Origin of the sequence: Skermanella sp. TT6, assembly GCF_016653635.2 — a bacterium.
GTDB lineage: Bacteria > Pseudomonadota > Alphaproteobacteria > Azospirillales > Azospirillaceae > Skermanella > Skermanella cutis.
This window is the reverse complement of record NZ_CP067420.1, coordinates 973,973-992,500: the sequence shown is the minus strand read 5'-3', so window position 1 is coordinate 992,500 and position 18,528 is coordinate 973,973. Positions and strand designations below refer to the sequence as shown.

The following is an 18,528-nucleotide window of genomic DNA, read 5'->3' as shown; positions in this document are numbered from 1 at the left end:
TCTGGGCATTCAAGGAGGGCGACCGGCTGACCCTGCCCGCCGCCGCCCTCCAGGTGCATGCGGCGGCGGTGCATCCAGCCTGGCTCGGCCGCCTGCGCGAAGCGGACGTTCCCGGACTGGAGACCCTGCCGCCGGACAACGATCTCCTGAACGAGCCGGGCGCGGTCCAGCGCGCCTCGCAGGCGGTGCGGCGCGCCTTCCTCCAGGCCCCCGGGCTGGCGGCGCGCCTGCCGCCGCCAGCGGGCCGGCTCGGCGACCGCGAGCGCCGGCTGATGGAGGCCATCGACCGGCTGCACCAGGGACCGCAGCATTATTACCTGAACTTCTATGGTCCGCCGGGAACGGTGACCACCATCCCCTTCGCCGACCTGATCGAGGACCGCGACGTGCCGGACCTTATGGGCCGGACGGTCTTCATCGGCGTCGCCGAACGCACGCCGACCAACCTGGACACCTTCTATACGGTGTTCTCCACCAGCGACGGCATCGACATCAGCGGGGTGGAGATCGCGGCGACGGCTTTCGGCAACCTGCTGGAGGACACAACCCTGAAAAGCCCGGGCCGGCCGGCGGAGCTCGGGCTGGTGGTCGGGTTCGGCGTCGCGATCGGCCTGCTGGCCTATCTCCTGCCGGCCATGCTGGCCGTCGTGGCGACGGTGCTCCTGGCGGCCTGCTGGATCGCGGCCTCGGCGATCCTGTTCGGCCAGTCGCAGCTCTGGCTGCCGGTGGCGGTCCCGATGCTGGTCCAGGTCCCGGTGGCGCTGTTCGGCGGACTGCTGTGGCAATATCTCTCCGCCAACCGGGAACGCCGCAACGTGGCCCAGGCGATCCGCTACTACCTGCCGGAACGCGTCGCCGCCGACCTGGCGCACAGGCCGATCAATCCGGGCGGCGCGCGCGACCTTTTCTACGGAGCCTGCGTCGCCTCCGACGCCGAGCGCTTCACGACCCTCGCGGAAACCATGACTCCGCGCGACCTGGCGACCTTGCTGGATTCCTACTTCGCCGCCGTGTTCGAGCCGATCCAGGCCGGCGGCGGCACGGTCACCGACGTGGTCGGCGACGGCGTCATGAGCGTGTGGACGGCGGCCAATCCGGAACGCGAGCCGCGGCTGCGCGCCGCCCTGGCGGCGCTCGACCTGGCGCGTGCCGTCGAACGGTTCAACCGCCAGAATCCCGGCCGAACCATGCCCACCCGGGTCGGCCTGCACGCCGGCTGGATCATGGTCGGCAATGTCGGCGGCAAGGGCCATTTCGCCTGGAGCGTCGTAGGCGACATTCCCAACACCGCGTCCCGCATCGAAGGGCTGAACAAGCATCTGGGAACCAGGCTGCTGGCGTCGGATTCCGTCGTCGGCGACCTCGGCGGCGAGATCCTGACCCGCCGCGTCGGCCGCTTCCGGCTGATGGGAAAGACGGGAGCGCTCGACATCCACGAACTGGTCGCGCGCCGCGAGGAGGCGACGCCCGCCCAGCTCAGGCTGGTCTCCTCCTTCGGCGACGCCCTGGAAGCCTGCGAGTCCGGCCGCCTGCCGGAGGCTGTTGGCCTTTTCCGCCAAGTGCTCGAAGAATTCCCCGACGACGGGCCGGCACGTTTCCACCTGAACAGGTGCATGAACCTGTCTGTCGAAAAGTCGGCGGAGGATGATGCCGCGATAGTCCGCCTGGAAGTCAAATGACAGATTCGATATATGACTGGAGCAATTTTAGCTTGAATGTACTATATCGCATGATTTAAATGAAGCCGGCTACAGGGCAAGACGCGATATCGAAGGTTGCGAGTGCACATCATCAGTTGTTGTGGAAAATCGGCACCGGGTGATCTCACTTACCGCGATCGACCATTCGGGTCAATGGAACCCGCTATTTCATAGGCTCGAATTCGATGATAACCACCAAGCTCTCCAAGTCCTCGGTACTGGCATTGCTCGCCGCCGGCATGGCGGCGGCGCCGGCCGCGGCGCAGTCCCTCGAGACGGCCTGCCCGGCGCCCGTCGGGCGCATCGCGTCTGTCGAGGGCGGCGTCGAGCGCAGGATCGCGGACGGTTCATGGCGTGCCGCCCGGACCGAGGAGCCGCTATGCGCCGGCGACATGGTGCGCACCGGCAAATACAGCCGGGCCGCGATCGCGCTGGCCAACGACTCGGTGCTGCGCCTGGACCAGGAGACGACGCTGCAGGTCGGGGCCGTGCCGGCGGAGGAGCCGTCGGTGCTGGACTTGGTCAAGGGCATCATCCAGGTGTTCAGCCACCGACCGCGGAGCCTCAGCATCGACACGCCCTTCGTGAACGCGTCGGTCGAGGGCACCGAGTTCCTGGTGCTCGCCGAAGCGGACCGGGCGGCTGTCACGGTGTTCGACGGCAAGGTCCGGGCCAGCAACGCCCAGGGCGCCGTCCTCCTGGCCGCCGCGGGAACGGCGGAGGCGCGGGCCGGCGCTGCGCCGGTCCAGGGCGTCGCCGTCCGCCCGCGCGACGCGGCGCATTGGACGCTGCACTACCAGCCGATCGTGACCGAAGTCAGCGCCGCTCCGGCCGCCGGCCCCGGGGACCTGCCGCCCGCCATCGCCGACGCGCTGGAACTCCGCCGTCGCGGCGACATCGCCGGCGCCATCGCCAAGCTCGACGCCGACGCCGCGGGAGGACCGGTCCCGGACCGCGTCGCCCTGTTCCGCCAGTCGCTGCTGCTCGAGGTCGGCCGGGTCGAGGAAGCCCGCGCCGGGGTCGAGGCCATGCTGTCGCGGGCTCCCGGCAACGCCGACGCGCTGGCATTGCGCAGCGTCATCCGGGTCGCCCAGAACGAGACGGAACCGGCGCTGGCCGACGGCCGCCGGGCGGTCGAACTGGCTCCCCGCTCCGCCCCGGCCCGGATCGCCCTGTCCTATGCGCAGCAGGCCGCCCTCGACCTGGAGGCGGCGCGCGCCACAATGGAGGAAGCGGTCGCGGCGCATCCGGGCGACGCCCTTGCCCGCGCGCGGCTGGCCGAGATCCTGATGATCCAGGGCTACCGGAGCGAGGCGGAACGGTCCGCGCGCGCCGCGGCGGAGTTGGCGCCGAACCTGGGCCGGGCGCAGACCGTGCTGGGCTTCGCGGCGCTGGTCCGCCAGGATCCGGGCGAGGCGCAGGCGGCGTTCGAACGCGCGGTCCGGCTGGAGCCGGCCGACCCGCAGCCGCGCCTGGGGCTGGGCCTGGCCCTGATCCGGCAGGGCCGCCTGGAGGCGGGACGCAACGAGATCGAGGTCGCCGCCGGCCTGGACACCGGGAACGCCCTGGTCCGCAGCTATCTCGGCCGCGGCTACGACGAGGAGCGGCGCGACGACCGGGCGGCCGGACAGTACGAGATCGCCAAGCAACTCGACCCGAACGATCCGACGCCCTTCCTCTTCGAAGGGCTGCGGCTCCGGGCGGCCAACCAGCCGGTCGGGGCGCTGGCGGAGATCCAGCGGTCCATCGAGCTGAACGACAACCGGGCGCCGTTCCGTTCCCGCCTGCTGCTGAACGAGGATCTGGCGGCCCGCGGCGCCGGGTTGGGCCGGATCTTCAGGGACCTGGGTTTCGAGCGCCTCGGCCTGCCGGTGGGATCGGCGTCGCTCGCCGCCGATCCCGGCAGCGCGTCGGTCGAACGCTTCCTGTCCGACCTTTACGGTCAGCAGGAGCGCCATGAGATCGCCCGGTCCAGCGCCCTGCTCCGGTCGCAGCTCCTCCAGCCGATCACCATCGACCCGGTGCAGCCCAGCCTGAGCACGACGGACCTGGAAATCCTGCCCGGCGCCCTTCCGTCGGAAGCCGGCTTCAACGAGTACGGCGCGCTGTTCGAGCGCGACCAGATCCGCCTGAACGCCGCCGGCATCGTCGGGAACCTGGACACCCGGGCGGACGAGCTGACGCTGTCGGGCATCGTCGGGCGGGCGGCCTTCAGCGCCGGCCAGTTCCATTACCAGAGCGACGGCTACCGCGAGAACAACGACGTCGAGTACGACATCTACACGCTGTTCGGCCAAGCGGCGCTGACCGACACCCTGAGCCTCCAGGCGGAGCTGAGGTCCCGCCGCAGCGAACAGGGCGACCTGGCGCAGAATTTCGATCCGGACGACTTCTCGCGCGACAGCCGTACCGATATCGACCAGGACACGGCCCGGGTCGGCCTGCGCTACTCGCCGACGCCGCGCGTGGACCTGCTGGCCTCGGTGATCGTCAGCGACCGGGAGTCCAGCCAGATCCAGGCCGAGGACGAATTCACCTTCACCGACGATATCAAGCAGACCGGTTCCGACACGCAGGTCCAGGGCATCTACCGGGGCGACCTGTTCAACGTGACGGCGGGCGGCGGTTTCGCCAGCATCCGCCAGCGGAACGTCGCGACCATCGAGATCCCGGCGCTGGGCGAGAGCTTCCCGACCACCGAGCGGTTCACGAACCGGCAGACCAACGCCTACGGCTACGTCAACCTGACCCCCTTGCGCGACGTGATCGTGACGCTGGGACTCAGCGGCGACAAGTTCGAGAACGGCGTGTTCGATTTCAGCGAGCTCAATCCCAAGGCCGGCGTCCAGTGGGACGTCACCGACCGGGTTCGGCTGCGCGCCGCGGCGTTCCGGACCTTCAAGCGTCTCCTGATCGTCGACCAGACCCTGGAGCCGACCCAGATCGCCGGCTTCAACCAGTTCACCGACGAATTCAACCAGACCAGCGCCTGGGTCAAGGGCGTCGGTCTCGACGCCACGCTGGCCCGCGGCGGCTTCGGCTCCCTGTTCGGCGGCGTCGAGTATGTCCGCAGGGATCTCGACGTGCCGCTGGTCGAGCAACGGGACCCGCCGGAGTATCGGACCGATGAGCGCGCCGAGGACGAAGCGCGGGCCTATCTGTACTGGGCCGCCGCGCGCGACTGGGCCGTCTCGGCGGAAGCCAAGTGGGAAGAGATCGACAACAGCAACCAGCAGATCGACGTCGCGCAGCTGCGCACCCTGACGGTGCCGGTCCAGGTCCGCTATTTCGCCGAAAACGGGCTGTTCGCCCGCGTCGGCGCGAACTTCGTGAGCCAGCAGGTCGAGGAGCGCCTGCCGCAATCCTTCGACCAGACGCGCGAGAACTTCGTCACGGTCGATGCGGCGCTGGGCTTCCGGCTTCCCAACCGCCGGGGATCGATCAGCCTTGAAGTCAGGAACATTTTAGACGAAGAATTCCTGTACCAGGATCTCGACTCGGTTACCAACTCGCTGACACGTCCGCGCTTCATCCCGGCTCGCACGGTGCTGGGGCGCATCTCCCTTACCTTCTGAACCCTCAAGATCCTCTCATTCAAGGAGCGACAGCCATGCCTTGTTCACGCCTGAGGATTGCCGCGGCAGGATTTTGCGCCGCCCTGTTCATGATGGCCGTTCCCGCCGGTGCCCAGACCGCGGCGCCCGAGGCCGACCTGCCGACGGCTCCGCTCGATCAGGCCACGGTCGATACGCTGCGGAAGGCGGGCGTTGCGGATCCGACGCTGGCGCTGATCCTGAACAGCAAAGGCGAACTGGTCGGGGCACTGGTGGAAGAGCATCCGAACTCGCCGTCCAAGGGCAGGCCCGCGAAGGTGCCGCCGGGCAGCCTGCCGAAGGAGCTGAAGGGGCTGCGGGGGTTCAACGGCCTGTCGATCCTGGCCTACGAAGGCTCCAACTGCTACGTGATCAAGCGCGCCGACGGCTCGCTCTACCTCATGCCTCCGGGCTGCACCCCGTAAGCCTGCCTCAGGAAAGCCCGGCCGAGAAGCAGCCGATCGGGAAGAGCGATCCGCCCACATGGACGGCGCCTTCCCGGTACAGTCCGAGCGCCCGGGCGCGGTCGGGCACGTCGATGATCCAGACCCCGTCGGCGCCCGCGATCACGCGGCCGTCGACGGAGGCCGCCGCGGCGAGCACCGTTCCGGGAGCGGTGCCGGGCGGGAAGAGCGCCGTCACCGTGGATATGCCGGCCGGCGGCAGCAGCGCCACCGGTCCGGCGACCATGACGGCCACGGCCAGCACGGACGCGGCCAGGGCTCCCCTGCCTCCCCCGCCGTTACGTGAGCTCCGGAGGATCAGCCACCCGGCCGCGGTCACCGCGATTCCGAACGCGAAGGCGACCATGTCCCAGAACAGCGGATCGTCGCTGTCCATGCGGATATGGTGCAATCCCAGGATCCAGTGGTTCAGGACGGCGTCCACGATGTGCCAGACGCCGAAGCCGACCAGGAACGTGCCGAACAGCAGCCTGTCCGCCCCATCCCCGCCGAACTCCCGGCGCGTCCGCCAGAGCATCCAGAGCCCCACCCCGGCGACCGCGTACATGACGAGATGGAACAGGCCGTCGGCGAGGACCTGGACCCGGATGTCCGCCAGCGACGGACTGTCCAGCCCGCTCAGCAGGTGATGCCACTGCAGGATCTGGTGCAGCAGGATGCCGTCGAAGAAACCGCCGAAGGCGAAGCCCAGCAGATACCCGGCCCAGCGGAACGTCGGGCTGTAGGGGGCGGGGGACGGGTGCGTGTCGGACATGGCCATGATGGGTGGAAAGGTCCGGTGAAGCGGGTGTTCGGACAGGCAACACCCCCGCCCGGCGTCGGTTCCCCCCGGCCGGCAATCGATGCCGCCGGTCCGCGGCCTCCCGGCAGGATTTGCCGTGACGGGTAGCAGGAACATCCATGCCGGGACCCGCTTGCGAATCGCGCTCGCATGACTTACACTTGATCCGTGCATCGAAAACTGAGGCACGCTACTTGCATGACTCCGACGCAGAACGCATAGGATGGAGAGTGGGCGATGTCTACGACCTCGGCAACCGCGACCAGCATGCCTTCCGGATATCTTTCGAATCTGCGGCTCGCTGCGGACGACCGCAAGCGGATCTGGGATTCCCTGACGCCGGAACGGCAGGCGGAAGCCGCCGCGAAGTTCTCGGAGAGCGGCACCGCAGTGAAGGAACAGAAGTTCTCGTCCCTGGGCGAGGCTCTCGCCTATGACTACAGCAGCGGCAAGCTCAACGGCGACATCTCCATCAGCGCCACCAACCTGAAGAGCGACAATGCCGCCAAGTTCGGTTCGCTGGTCAATTTCAACACCATGGACTCCGCCGTCTTCCTGGAACTGAAGCAGGGTCCCTACCCGACCGCCGAGGACCCCACCTGGATCACCGATCCCACGACGAAGCAGAAGTACCTGGACGCATTCCAGTCCCGGGCATACGACGCCTACAAGGCTGCGGCGGACAAATTCGGCGGCTTCAATTCCCAGACCATGCTGGGCTACGACGTCAATGCCGACGGTTTCATCAACAACGAGTCCGAGCTTTTCGGCTTCGGGACGCGCGGCCTGAAGATGTCGGATTTCTTCGACATCACCTCGGCGGACGGCGGCGCGACCAACACCTATACATTGCGTAACTTCACCGCCGCCGACAGTTCGACGACGATGGCCGACAATATCGCGATCGATCCCAAGCGCTTCATGGCGCTGACCAGCGAAGGCAAGTCGGCATCGGTGATCGGTACGTCCTATGACAACGGGACTCCGGGCATGACGACCACCGTCAGCCTGAACCTGCTCTCGGGCAGCATCTCGACCGGCACGACCGCCGCGATCAGCATCAACGTGACCACCTGATCAGGGACATCCCCGCCGGCGAACCCCGCCGGCGGGGAGTTTTCGGCGGGATCAGATGCTCTGTTCCTTCGGCTTGTTGCCTATCCGGCAGCGGACCCGGGTCATGCGGTAGTTCGGATGCTCGTCCACCCACCGGGCGCCCTCCGTCTGTCCCGCGATCGGGCAGTTGGACATGGTGAGATACTGGTCGTCGGGGATCAGGGGAGTGACCGTCCGGCACTGGGTCGGATCGGCGATCAGGCAAAACACCATCGAGAGCGTGACGAGCATCGGATACCTCGCGTTATGCTGCATTGCAGCAAACACGATAAGCGGGTCCGTGTTCGTCCGGATTGTGACAAAACGACGCCTTTGCTGCGGCGCAGCATCAGTTCCTTCAGAGGAACGGCGACAGCCGCTTGGGGATCCGCATCGGGAACTCGCCCTTGCGGATCAGCCGGATCGCCTCGACGCATTCGACCAGCTCGTTCACGGTCGCGGGACCGGCGAGATACCCGAAGGCGACGTCGCGGTTGCGCCGCGCGATCTCCTTGTCGCCCGCGGTGAAAAGGGACTTGATGTTCCAGTTACGGGCGATCGTCCGGGCGACGACGACGCCGAGCCCGCGCCCAGCCGGGAGGTCGATGTTGATCAACGCCAGATCGGGGCGGAACTGTTCCGCCAGCGTGATGGCGTCGTCCACTTCGGTGACGGGTCCGATCGGGTCGTATCCAGCCCCGCGCAGGGCCTCGGCGACGGCTTCGGCCAGGATCAGGTCGCTTTCCAGCAGCAATATTCTCATGGGTCGGTGATCGGGCTCCGGGGATGGCTTGTCAACCCCAACCCGCCAACCGGCGACAGATCACGAACCTGCGATTCATGGACAGTTAACCTTAATGCGCGATAACCGGCAGGCAGTCTTCAGGACAACATCCTTCGCAAAGCCCTCAGCCATGTTCGATATCAGCCCGACGATCGCCGCCGCCGTGTTCCTGTCCGCGTTCGCGCTGGATTTCCTCTACGCCCGCTACACCTACTACATCGTCTCGATGCAAGCGGAGATGGCCGCGATGCTGGCCTTCGTCTGGCACATGCTGAGCGCGGCCGTTGTCGTCCAGTACGCCGAGAACTCGATCTACATCCTGTTCATGTGCGCCGGCGGCTGCCTGGGGACCTACCTGACCGTCTGGCTGCGGCGCCGGTCGGCGGCGGCGCAGTCGGCCGGTCCCGGCGCCGGCGTCATGCAGAGCTGACCGCCTCGATCGCTGCGGCGTCGATCAGGAATCGCTCCGCATGCCCGGTCCGGCCGGCCCTGCCCGCCTCGTCGGCGGCGAAGGAGGTGAGTGCCGGGCCGACCCTCTCCGCTCCGCCGAACTGGAAGGGCAACTGGGTGGCGTAGCGGCAGGCCCCGGCGATCTTGGCCGGCAGGTGGTCGCCGACCGGAACCGCCAGGGGCAGCAGTCCGCCGGGCAATCCGGGCGGCGGCGCCTCCTCCGGCGCGCGGATCACATAGGGAAGATCCCTGTACCAGGCGACGGGCCTTCCCAGCTCGACCAGCGCCCGGACGGTCTGCCGGTGGTCCACATGGTTGCCGATCGCCTGACAGCCGAACATCAGGTCCGGGGCGACGCGGCCGGCAAGGGCGCCGATCCGGCCCGCCGCCTCCCGCCAGACCTCGTCCCCCGCCCGGATGCCGGAGAAGAGCTCGACGGCCGAGCCGTAGCCCCGGTGCGGCGCCTCGGGCAGATCGAGCCAGTGGACCTCGTCCACTCCCAGCGTTCGCGCGAACGCGGCGTCCTCCTCCCGCCGGACCGCCATGTAGTCCACCTCGGGCGGCAGCCCCTTGTCGGTCTGGCAGGCGAGCGCGAAGCCGGTGGGATCCGGAACCGACCGGGTGAAGACGGTTGCCAGCACCGTCCGCCAGCCCGCCGCCTTCAGCACGGCCAAGGTCCCGGCGCAGGAGAAGGCGACATCGTCGAGATGGGGGGAGATGAACAGCGCTGCGCGTGACGGCACGTCGGTCGCTTCCTCTGGTCTGGACAGGTCTAGAGCAGGTGCGGAGCCGCCCGGAACCGGCAGGTCGGGTCGGCGGTCTGCCGCGTCACCGCGGCCGGGTCGTAGATGGCGGTCCAGGCGGTGTCGGGCTCCGTTCCCTCGAGCCCGGCGTAGATCTCCTGGATGCGGCGGCCGATCGCGTGCCAGGAATAGAGGCTGCGAACCTCCTCCAGCGCCTGGTGGGCCAGCCGCCGGCGCAGGGCCCCGTCGTCGAGCATCCTGCCGATGGCGGACGCCAGACCGTCCACGTCGCGCGGTTCCACCAGCAGGGCGTTCGAGCCGTCGGTCAGGCAATCGACCACGCCGACGGCGTTGGTCGAGACGATCGGCAGGCCGCTCGCCATGGCCTCCAGGATGGTGTTGGAGAAGCCTTCGGAATATGTCGGCGAGACGAAGACGTCGCCCCGGCGATAAAGCCCGGCTGCGGCGAAATAGTCGGCATGGCCGGTCAGGGTCACCGCCCCCGCGAATTCCGCGTCTGATGCCCGCTCCCGCACCGCCTCCAGGTCCGGGCCGATGCCGGAGACGACCAGCCGCAGCGCGGGCTTGGCCCGGCGCAGCAGCGCGAAGGCGTCGAGCAGCTCCATCACGCCTTTCCGGCGATCGACGCGGCCGTGGTAGAGCAGCACCGGTGCGTCCTGCAACTCGCCGATGTCGCGGTCGGCGCGGGGATGGAAGCGTTCCGTGTCGGTGGCGCCGGGCACGATGACGAAGCGGTCCAGGTCGGTGCCGTGGTGGTCGCGGACCTCCTCGGCGAAGCTCCGGCTGCCGATGATCAGCGCGCCGGCATGGTTCAGCACCGCCAGCATGGCCTGCTTGTGGGTGGCGCAGCAGGTGCCGACCCAGTGGCCGTCTCCCCCCTGGATCGAGACGACGTTGGGGATGCCCAGCCGCCGGCTGACCTCCAGCGCCGCCAGGCCGCAGGGATAGCCGTACTGGGCATGGACCAGGTCGAACGGCTTGGCGGCATGCTCGGCCAGGGCGGCGGCGACCATGGCTTCCAGGTCCGCCTCGAAATCGGCCGGCCGGCCCTGGCCGACCTCCTGCTCGCCCAGGGACTCCAGCCCGATCACCCTGACTCCGGGCACCTCGGGCGGCGGACCGCCGCCATAGACGGCCGAGCCCGCCGGGTCGTCGCGGTACTGGGAGATCATCACGACGTCGTGGCCGCCGGCCACCAGTTCGCGCAGCAGGTTGGCGGCATAGACGCTCATGCCCGAGATCGCGGGGAAGAAGCGCCGGCTGATGAAGCAGATCCGCATGGCTCAGGCGCTCCTCTTATGGGGCAGGTCGAGGGGCTGGCCGGGCGCGGCCGGAAGCCGCGATTTCAGCCATGCGAGGCTTTCGGGAACGGCGAGGTGGGCGCGGTGGCTCTCCCGCGACAGCTCCACGCACACCAGGCGGTCGAACCCGATCGCGTCCAGGGCCGCCAGCACCGCCGGGATGTCCATGTCGCCCTGGCCGAAGGGAAGATGCTCGTGGACGCCCCGGCGCATGTCCTCGATCGCGACGGTGCCGAGGTCGCCGGCGAACTCGGCCACGGCGGCGGCGGGATCGCGCTCCCCCGTGACCAGCAGGTGGCCCATGTCGAGCGCGAGGCGCAGCGGCGCCGAGGTGCGCGCCGCCAGGTCGGCCTTGAGCCTCCCATAGTCGTCCACGGTCTCGACCAGCATGCCGGGTTCCGGCTCCAGCGCGGCGGTGACGCCGTCGGCGGCGGCGGCCTCGGCGACCTGGGCGACGCCCTCGACCAGCCAGCCCCGGGCGATCGCGGGATCGACGCCCGGCTGCGGCACGCCGGCCCAGAAGGAGACGGCCTCGGCCTGGCAGATCGCCGCGATGCGGACGCAGCGGGACAGGAAATCGACGCGCCGGGCGCGGCCTTCCGGAGACGGGTTCAGCAGCGTCGGCTCGTGCTTGACACGCGGGTCGAGCAGGTAGCGCGCCCCCGTCTCGATCACGAGGCCGAGACCCAGGCCGCGCAGCCGCGAGGCAAGCGCTTCCGCCCTGCCCTCCAGGTCGGGGGCGAAGGGGTCGAAATGATGGTGGTCCAGGGTCAGCGCCACCCCGTCATAGCCGCTGTCGGCGATCAGGGAGAGCGCGTCGTCCAGCCGGTGGTTGGCGGCGCCGTTGGTGTTGTAGGCGAAACGCAGGGGCATTTCCGGGCCTCTCGGCTTTGTTCTTTTCAGGTTTTCGCGGCTTCGAGCATGAATCGGACGGCGTGGCTTTCCGGCTCGCGGTAGAGCGGGTAGAGCCGGCCGACGATCCGGTCGACGCCTTCGGTGTCCAGCCAGCCCGGGCCGCCCAGCCGCTCGACCGCCTCGCGGGGAAGCGGCACGGCGGCGGCACCCTCCGGCGGGGTCCCGACGCCGGCGAGCGGGCTGCCCCGCTCCATCAGGCGGCAAATACCGCGCTCGCCGATGCGGTGGTAGCTCATGGTCTCGCATTCCAGGCCAGGCACGATCGCCTTGACGGCGGAGATCGCGCCGTCGGGCGGCGACAGGTCCAGGTAGAGGATGTCGAACCCCGCCTCCGCCAGGAGGGAGGAGATCCGCTCCAGACGGGCGGCCGGGGTGTCGGCGGGCGAGGACGGCAGGTCGGCGAAGCTCTCCACCGTCCGCCGGGACAGCACGGTGTCCGCCAGCAGTCCGCGCAGTTCGCCGGCCGGCAGGCCGCACCAGGCTGCCATGGCCTCGACCGCGCGCGGCTCCTCGGCGCTTGCCACGTGGCGGGCGCGGTAGCGGTCCAGGTAACCCGCGGGAGCGATCCGCTCGACGAGGTCCAGCGGCCCGTGGGACATGGCCTTGCGCGACCGGCTGGAGCAGAACTCCAGCAGGGCCTTGTTCAGCGCCCGCTCGCGGTCCAGGTCGCAGGCCTCGCCGCAGGCGGTCTGCATGATCGGCACGGTCGAGCGGCCGTCGCGGTCCGAGCCGACGACATAGAGGTTGACCAGCCCGAAATCGGTCGCGGCCAGCTTGGCGATCACGTCGATGCCCAGCCGGTCCAGGTGCGCCAGAAGCCGCAGCGTGTCGGGATCGCGCACGCCGGACAGGTCGAGCACGCGGCCCTGGTCCATGGCGCGGAAGCCGGTGCAGTTGCCGTCGCGCTGGAGCAGTTCCAGGAGGCCGTGGACCAGCGCCCGCTCGAAGCAGTCGCCGGCCCCGAGGCCGTTGGTGATCGGCGTCGCCAGCGGCTCGATGCCGTCCAGCTGCGACCGGTAGCAGGCCGCGAACTCGTAGGGGACCAGCACCGGCTCGCCCGAGGGGAAGCGCCGCGCCGCCACCCAGGTCAGCGGCTTGTCAGGGGCATAGTCGGAACCGGCGGGCAGGCACAGGGTCAGCGGGTCGCAGACGCCGCGTTCCCCGCGGGCCGCCACGAGGTCGTCGTAGCTGCCGCGCACCCGCTCGGCCTGTCGCAGCACCGTGTCGGCCTGGACGTTCTCGGCCAGTTCGCCCAGCACGCCGACCAGCGCCTGGTCGAAGCTGGCGCCATAGCCGAAGCTGTCGAACTGGGAGCCGTCGCGCTGGCGGTGGCAGGCGAACACGACCGGCACGCCGATGCGGTCCAGCCCGTCCACCCGGAAATGCTCCAGCTCGCCCGGCGGCAGGTTCTCGGTATAGGCCTTGATGACGGGTTGCAGGCTCATGCGAGGCTCTCCAGCGGAAACGGGCGGGTGCTCGGCGCGCCCGCCAGCAGGCGGTCGAACAGACCCAGCGCGTGGGCTCGGGTGACCCCGGCGGCGTGCTCGAACGGGGTGAAGACATGGTCGAAGTCCAGCTCCGCGAAGACGGCGCGGTAGCGGCGCACTTCGTCATGGCTCAGCGGGATCTGGTAGTGGAAGCCCTTGTGGCAGCTCAGCGCCACGGGCCGGCCCCCGCCGTCCAGGTCCACCTTCAGGCAGTCGCCGCAGAACAGCGCCCGGCCGGGGGCGTCGTGCATCACGGCATGGCCCTCGTAGTGCCCCTGGGTCGCGATCATGGTCAGGCCGGGGGCCAGCGCGTGGATATCGTCGGCCGGCCAGGACACCCGGAACGCCTTGGTGTAGCGCAGCCCGTCGCGGTGGATCACCACGGTCGGGTCGAACCGCTCGGCCAGCTGCCACAGCGCGCCGAACCCGTGGGGATGGGAGCCGGCCAGGATGTCGATCCCGCCCAGCCGCTCGATCTCGTCCAGCGCCTCCGGCGTGTAGAACGGCGCGCCCTCGAAGGCGATGTTGCCTTCCTCGCGGAGCAGAAGCCATCCGGTCGAGCCCAGCCCGAAGGCCGGCTCGCAGGAGAAGCCGACGATGCCGGGCATCGCCTCGGCCCAGCGGGTGACGACCCTGCCGGACAGGTCCTCGACCGTGCGGAAGTCCCAGCCGTCGGGCGGCAGGGCGTTCCGCACGTCCATGCAGACCGGGCAGCCGATCGGGTCCTGCCCGGCGAACCAGGGTTGCCAGAACCCGCAGTGGGAGCAGGCATACTGGGTCAGCGGCATGATCGCTCCATCAGGGTGAACAGGCGCAGGTCGCGCTCGGAGGGATAGGGAAAGGGCCGGCCGGCCAAGACGGCGTCGCCGAAAGCCTCGATCTGGTTCAGGAAGGGACTGCGCTCGGCGCCGGGGACCGGCACTTCGGAACGCGCGCCGGTCCTGGCGTCGATCAGGGCAAGGGTGCCGCCGGGCGTCTGGCCCATGGTGTCGGTCGCGACCGCCATCGCCCGCGTCCCGACCAGCTCCAGCGTCCGCCGGGGATAGGCGTCGGGGCAGTTGTAGGCGACCTGGATGGTGCCCAGCGTCCCGTCCTGGAACAGGCCGGTCAGCACGGCGCCGTCGTCCACGGGATAGTCGTGGACCCGCCGCTGGACCAGCGCCCGGAGCTCCGCCCAGGAACCGCCGAGCAGCACCTCCAGCAGGTCGATGCCGTGGGGCGCCAGGTCCCACAGGGCGCCGCCGCCCGCCCGCCGCGGGTCCGCCCGCCAGTTGTCGGCGCGCCGGTCGCCGGATCTCCGGTCCGTGGGGCTCCAGTCCGGCGGCAGCCAGCAGGCGTAGAAGATGCGGGCCTGGGTGACCGTGCCCAGCGCCCCTTCCGCCACCAGCTCGCGGAGGCGGACATGCGCGGCGTGGAAGCGCTGGTCGTAGGCGATGCCCAGGGTCACGCCCGCCTCCCGGCAGGCGGCGACCATGATCTCCGCGTCTGCCGAATGGGTCGCCATCGGCTTCTCGCACAGGATATGCTTGCCAGCGGCGGCGCAGGCCGCGACCACCGGCATGTGCTGGTCGTTGGGCGTCGCGACATAGACGGCCTGGACATCGGGGTCGGACAGCACCGCCGCCAAGTCGGAAGTCCCCAGGCTGCCGAGCCCCGACGGGTCGCGGTCGCACAGCGCGACGACATGGCCGTTCCGCGCCGCTTGGATCGCCGGGATGACGTAGTCGCGGGCCACCCAGCCGCAGCCGACCACGGCCCAGCCCAACCGCCGGCCCGCCATCACCAACGCTCCGGCAGGTCGAGCAGGATGCGGCGCCGGGCCAGGTCCGCGATCCGGGGATCGCTTCCGGCGACGCCTTCCGGCAGGTCTTCGGGCGGCATCTCGGCCTCCAGATATGTGGCGGCGGCATACTCGCGGGCGAAGGCGGGCGTGGGCCAGGCCGGCCGCAGCCGGTTCCCGTCGCGCTCCAGCAGCGGATTGAGCCGGAGCCTGGCGCCCGGATGCGGCGAACGGAGGTCCACCGGCCGCGGATGCACCGGGCCGGCGCTCCAGGCGAGCGAGACCGCCTCGACCGTCGCCAGTTCCTCCGCCGTGCGGGCCGGCGCCGGGCTTCGTGCCAGTTCGGCGTCGTCGTACAGCAGGCAGCCGGGGAACAGGGCCTCGTACTCCTCCGGCGTGCGCGGCCGGCCGGCGATGCCGTGCTCGAACCGGACATTGTGTGCGTGCCCGATCAGCACCGATCCCGAAGGCCCGGCGGCCCGCATCAGGTGGCCGGCGATCCGCTCCTGCTCCGGCATGAAATAGAAGGCGTCGTGGCACAGGATCGAGGTCCCTTCCGGCAGTTCCAGCGGGATGCCGGACGTGACGTCGGCGCAGACCAGCGGGGCGTCGGGAAGGAGGAAAGCCTTGGCCAGCCACAGCTTGGCGAACACCACGTCGATTCCCGCCACGGCCGTCCCGCGCCGGTCCAGGTCGCGCAGGATCTGGCCGATGCCGCAGGCGATCTCCAGCACCAGCGGCGGGTCGGTCCAGCGCGTCTCCAGCAATCCCAGGGCGGACAGGAAGGTCGGTGCCGACCAGCGGTGGGCGAAGTAGTGCGCCACCGGCCCGAAATTGAGCGCCGCCATGGCCTCGCGCAGGGTCATGCGCCCGATCGCGTCGGCGATCCGGCCGGCCTCCTCCATCGACGGAGGCGGGATACGGGCCCAGTCGTCCTGGTCCCGCAGCAGCAGGGCCAGCGCGGCCCGCCCGTCGCCGCGGTCGATCGCCGCCAGCGCCGCGTCGCGCAGACCCTCGCGGCCGGTGCGCAGGAACGGGATGCCGGCCACCACGGGCCAGCGTTCCGTTCCGTCGGTGAGATGGCCGTCGGTGAGGGAACCCGGGCCGTCGGGGCGCAGCGGCCGGCCGGTCGTCGGGCTCAGCAGTCGGGGAGTTTCCGTCACCGCATCAGCCCGACGCCGCGCAGCATGCCGGTCTGGAAGTCCTGGAGCGGACCGGCATGGACCAGTTCCATCTCCTCGACCGCATGGCGCAGCTCGAAGCCGGCGGCCCGCGCGTAATGGTCCATCTGCAGGATGCGGTCGATCACGTCGGCCGTGTGGAACGCCTTGGCCTCGGGCGTCTCCGCGTGCGGCAGGAGCTTGCGGGCCTGTTCGCAGGCGTGGGCCAGATGGTCGGGCAAGGTCGCGATGATCTCGTAGGTCAGGGTCCTGACGACGGAGTCCAGGTGGTCGCCCAGCAGCATCTCCCCCGCGAAGCCGCTGTCGGGCAGGATGGCGTTGTGAAAATGATGGCACAGGCCGGCGATGAACGGCGCCGTCGGGTCGGCGTCGTAGGCCGGGCTGACCAGCACCGCCGAAACGGCGGTGACGAAGCAATGGTCGGCATGGCTCTCCGGCGGCTCCAGCACCAGCCGCGGATGTCCGGGCCGGGTGGCGCCCGCGCGCGGCTGGCGCTCCAGGTCGTGGACGAAGGCCGGCGGCTCGGCGGCGGCCGGCTCGTGCCCTCCCAGATGGTGGCGCAGGGCGGCGGCCAGGATCGGGTCGAGCGGGCCAGCCACGGCGTCGAAGCCGTTCCGGAGGACGCCGGTCGCGGCATCGTCGTCGAGCCCGGCGCGGGTCAGCATGGCGTGGTCGATGCCGCCGAGCCGGGCGGCGGCCACCGCCAGGGCGGTTTCCCGCAGGGCGACGGTGACGGGGGAATCCCCCGCCACCAGCCGGGCCCAGGCGCGCCGGAAGGCGCGGGCGGCCAGCGTTCCGTCGATGCCGGCGGCCCGCACGCGCTTCAGGTCGTTGACTTCCCGCAGCAGCGGGATCAGGGCCTGGTCAACGGACATCGGCAAGGCTCGCCGCGGCCGCCTTCAGGCTCTGCTCGCTCCGCTCCGTGGGGGTTCCGGGAGCGCCCTCCCCATCGAGCCACGCGCGGAACCGGCGCTCCTGCTCGGGCCAGGCATGTTCCGGCTCGGCGCCGTTGACCATCAACGGCGCCTTGAAGAAGACTCCCAGCTCCTCCAGCACGCCGCCCTGCCCGCGCTGCTTCGCCAGGTCCAGGCAACGGGCGATCTCGATCACCAGCGGGGCGGCCAGGATCGAGTCCTTGCACAGGAAGTTGATCTTCATCTGCATGCGGTGACCCAGGAAGCCGGTCAGGTCGATATTGTCCCAGGCCTCCTTGTCGTCGCCGCGCGGCGGATAGTAGTGGATGAACACCTTGTGGTTCTCGACCTTGTAGCCGAGGATGCTGTCGAGCACCGACCCCTTGGTGTCCAACTTGGACGCCAGAGAATTGGGATCGTCCAGCGCCAGTCCGTCCCGGTTGCCCAGGATGTTGGTGGAATACCAGCCGTCCACCTTGAGCGAGCGCCCGCGCAGCGCCGGCGCGATCACGGTCTTGACCAGCGTCTGCCCGGTCTTGCCGTCCTTGCCGGCGATCGGCACGCCATGCCGCCGCGCCAGTTCCTTGAGCGCCGGGATGTCGGCCGAGACGCTGGGGGTGAAGTTGCCGTAGGGGATGCCGCCGGTGATCGCCGCGTAGGCGTAAAGCATCGCCGGTCCGATCTCCGGATCGTCGGCGTCCAGCGCCATCTCGAACGCTTCCGGCGTCGCGAACTGCGGCAGGGTGGTATCGACCAGCCGTTCGGTCGAGGCGAGATGCACCACAACCAGATCGTCGACGCCGCTGTCCGCCTTGAAGCGGTTTAGGTCATCCTTCAGGCTGGCCACTTGGTCGCGCATGGAGGTCAGGTTCGCCCCCTCGCGGCCGGCGATGTTGCGGCAGAACTTCACGTTCCCGATGGCGGGCCAGGGCCGCACCGCTTCCAGTTCGGTCCGGACCAGGTCCAGTTCGGCCGGCCCCAGGACGCCGTGCTGCCTGACGGCGGAGGCGAGATCGTCCGGATAGAGATCCCAGCCGGCCAGGCTGATGTTCTGGTAAGGCGCCAGTCCGGCGTGGGGGGCGTCGGCCAGCGGCAGTCCCGACAGGTCGACGGCGCCGCGGCGGATCATTTCCAGCCCGGCTGCGACCGTCGTAGCGACGGCCCCACCCAAACCAACAATTGCAACGCCGAGACGGCGTGCAGGCATCTCGCTCATAGATCCTCCGGAATTTCGTCAAACGCGGGAGCGTCGACGTTGAGCTCGCATCAGTGGCAACGGAGGATGGTTGGCGGATCCAAACAGGACATTCGCCAATCGG

General features: G+C 69.7%; 17 protein-coding genes (1 of these 17 running past the window's edge). 5 read left to right on the top strand and 12 right to left on the bottom strand.

What is annotated here, in order from left to right; all coding sequences use genetic code 11:
* The 3 genes from IGS68_RS04620 to IGS68_RS04610 form a co-directional block, all read left to right on the top strand.
* Positions 1 to 1,679: the 3' portion of a CHASE2 domain-containing protein gene (locus tag IGS68_RS04620; RefSeq protein ID WP_201077694.1), read on the top strand. Its footprint begins 529 nt before the window's first position; the window shows 1,679 of its 2,208 coding nt (coding positions 530-2,208); its start codon lies beyond the left edge, outside the window; the stop codon is at positions 1,677 to 1,679.
* Positions 1,680 to 1,885: 206 nt separating this feature from the next.
* On the top strand, positions 1,886 to 5,275 hold the full coding sequence (locus tag IGS68_RS04615; protein WP_201077693.1) for a TonB-dependent receptor domain-containing protein: 3,390 nt from the start codon (positions 1,886 to 1,888) through the stop codon (positions 5,273 to 5,275).
* Positions 5,276 to 5,310: 35 nt separating this feature from the next.
* Positions 5,311 to 5,718 (top strand): hypothetical protein, encoded by a 408-nt coding sequence (locus tag IGS68_RS04610; protein WP_201077692.1) that lies wholly within the window; start codon positions 5,311 to 5,313, stop codon positions 5,716 to 5,718.
* A 7-nt stretch (positions 5,719 to 5,725) separates the two neighbouring features.
* Here IGS68_RS04610 and IGS68_RS04605 read toward each other — a convergent pair whose 3' ends face one another.
* The gene (locus tag IGS68_RS04605) at positions 5,726 to 6,517 is read right to left on the bottom strand and encodes a DUF2243 domain-containing protein (RefSeq protein WP_201077691.1); all 792 of its coding nucleotides are present in this window, start codon (positions 6,515 to 6,517) and stop codon (positions 5,726 to 5,728) included.
* Between the two features lie 258 nt (positions 6,518 to 6,775).
* Between IGS68_RS04605 and IGS68_RS04600 the strand changes: the two genes are divergently transcribed.
* On the top strand, positions 6,776 to 7,615 hold the full coding sequence (locus IGS68_RS04600) for a hypothetical protein (protein WP_201077690.1): 840 nt from the start codon (positions 6,776 to 6,778) through the stop codon (positions 7,613 to 7,615).
* Between the two features lie 51 nt (positions 7,616 to 7,666).
* Here the strand turns inward: IGS68_RS04600 and IGS68_RS04595 are convergent, their stop codons facing one another.
* Together IGS68_RS04595 and IGS68_RS04590 are read right to left on the bottom strand one after the other, a co-directional pair.
* Positions 7,667 to 7,885 carry a hypothetical protein gene (locus IGS68_RS04595; protein WP_247881172.1) on the bottom strand — a complete coding sequence of 73 codons (219 nt, stop codon included), beginning with the start codon at positions 7,883 to 7,885 and terminating at the stop codon, positions 7,667 to 7,669.
* Positions 7,886 to 7,991: 106 nt separating this feature from the next.
* Entirely contained in the window at positions 7,992 to 8,396 is a 405-nt protein-coding gene (locus IGS68_RS04590) for a response regulator (RefSeq protein WP_201077689.1), read from the bottom strand.
* Positions 8,397 to 8,547: 151 nt separating this feature from the next.
* Between IGS68_RS04590 and IGS68_RS04585 the strand changes: the two genes are divergently transcribed.
* Positions 8,548 to 8,847, top strand: a complete 300-nt coding sequence (locus tag IGS68_RS04585; RefSeq protein WP_201077688.1) for a hypothetical protein — start codon at positions 8,548 to 8,550, stop codon at positions 8,845 to 8,847.
* Here IGS68_RS04585 and IGS68_RS04580 read toward each other — a convergent pair.
* Genes IGS68_RS04580 through IGS68_RS04540 form a run of 9 tightly spaced genes read right to left on the bottom strand, consistent with a single transcriptional unit; the run spans position 8,834 to position 18,416 of the window.
* Positions 8,834 to 9,610, bottom strand: coding sequence for a PIG-L deacetylase family protein (locus IGS68_RS04580; RefSeq protein WP_201077686.1), 777 nt, complete (start codon positions 9,608 to 9,610; stop codon positions 8,834 to 8,836). The genes IGS68_RS04585 and IGS68_RS04580 overlap by 14 nt on opposite strands.
* 29 nt (positions 9,611 to 9,639) lie before the next feature.
* Positions 9,640 to 10,911 carry a glycosyltransferase family 4 protein gene (locus tag IGS68_RS04575; RefSeq protein WP_201077685.1) on the bottom strand — a complete coding sequence of 424 codons (1,272 nt, stop codon included), beginning with the start codon at positions 10,909 to 10,911 and terminating at the stop codon, positions 9,640 to 9,642.
* A gap of 3 nt (positions 10,912 to 10,914) precedes the next feature.
* Positions 10,915 to 11,805, bottom strand: a complete 891-nt coding sequence (locus IGS68_RS04570; RefSeq protein ID WP_201077684.1) for a sugar phosphate isomerase/epimerase family protein — start codon at positions 11,803 to 11,805, stop codon at positions 10,915 to 10,917.
* Between the two features lie 26 nt (positions 11,806 to 11,831).
* Complete coding sequence (locus IGS68_RS04565; RefSeq protein ID WP_201077683.1) at positions 11,832 to 13,292, bottom strand: YcaO-like family protein; 1,461 nt, start codon at positions 13,290 to 13,292, stop codon at positions 11,832 to 11,834.
* The gene (locus IGS68_RS04560; protein WP_201077682.1) at positions 13,289 to 14,122 is read right to left on the bottom strand and encodes a hypothetical protein; all 834 of its coding nucleotides are present in this window, start codon (positions 14,120 to 14,122) and stop codon (positions 13,289 to 13,291) included. The genes IGS68_RS04565 and IGS68_RS04560 overlap by 4 nt, the downstream gene beginning before the upstream one ends.
* Positions 14,113 to 15,114 (bottom strand): Gfo/Idh/MocA family protein, encoded by a 1,002-nt coding sequence (locus IGS68_RS04555; protein WP_201077681.1) that lies wholly within the window; start codon positions 15,112 to 15,114, stop codon positions 14,113 to 14,115. Before IGS68_RS04555 ends, IGS68_RS04560 begins: the two co-directional genes overlap by 10 nt.
* Entirely contained in the window at positions 15,114 to 16,277 is a 1,164-nt protein-coding gene (locus IGS68_RS04550; protein ID WP_201077680.1) for a class I SAM-dependent methyltransferase, read from the bottom strand. Before IGS68_RS04550 ends, IGS68_RS04555 begins: the two co-directional genes overlap by 1 nt.
* On the bottom strand, positions 16,274 to 17,170 hold the full coding sequence (locus IGS68_RS04545; protein ID WP_201077679.1) for an HD domain-containing protein: 897 nt from the start codon (positions 17,168 to 17,170) through the stop codon (positions 16,274 to 16,276). Before IGS68_RS04545 ends, IGS68_RS04550 begins: the two co-directional genes overlap by 4 nt.
* On the bottom strand, positions 17,160 to 18,416 hold the full coding sequence (locus IGS68_RS04540; protein WP_201077677.1) for an inositol-3-phosphate synthase: 1,257 nt from the start codon (positions 18,414 to 18,416) through the stop codon (positions 17,160 to 17,162). Before IGS68_RS04540 ends, IGS68_RS04545 begins: the two co-directional genes overlap by 11 nt.
* Between the last annotated feature and the right edge of the window lie 112 nt (positions 18,417 to 18,528).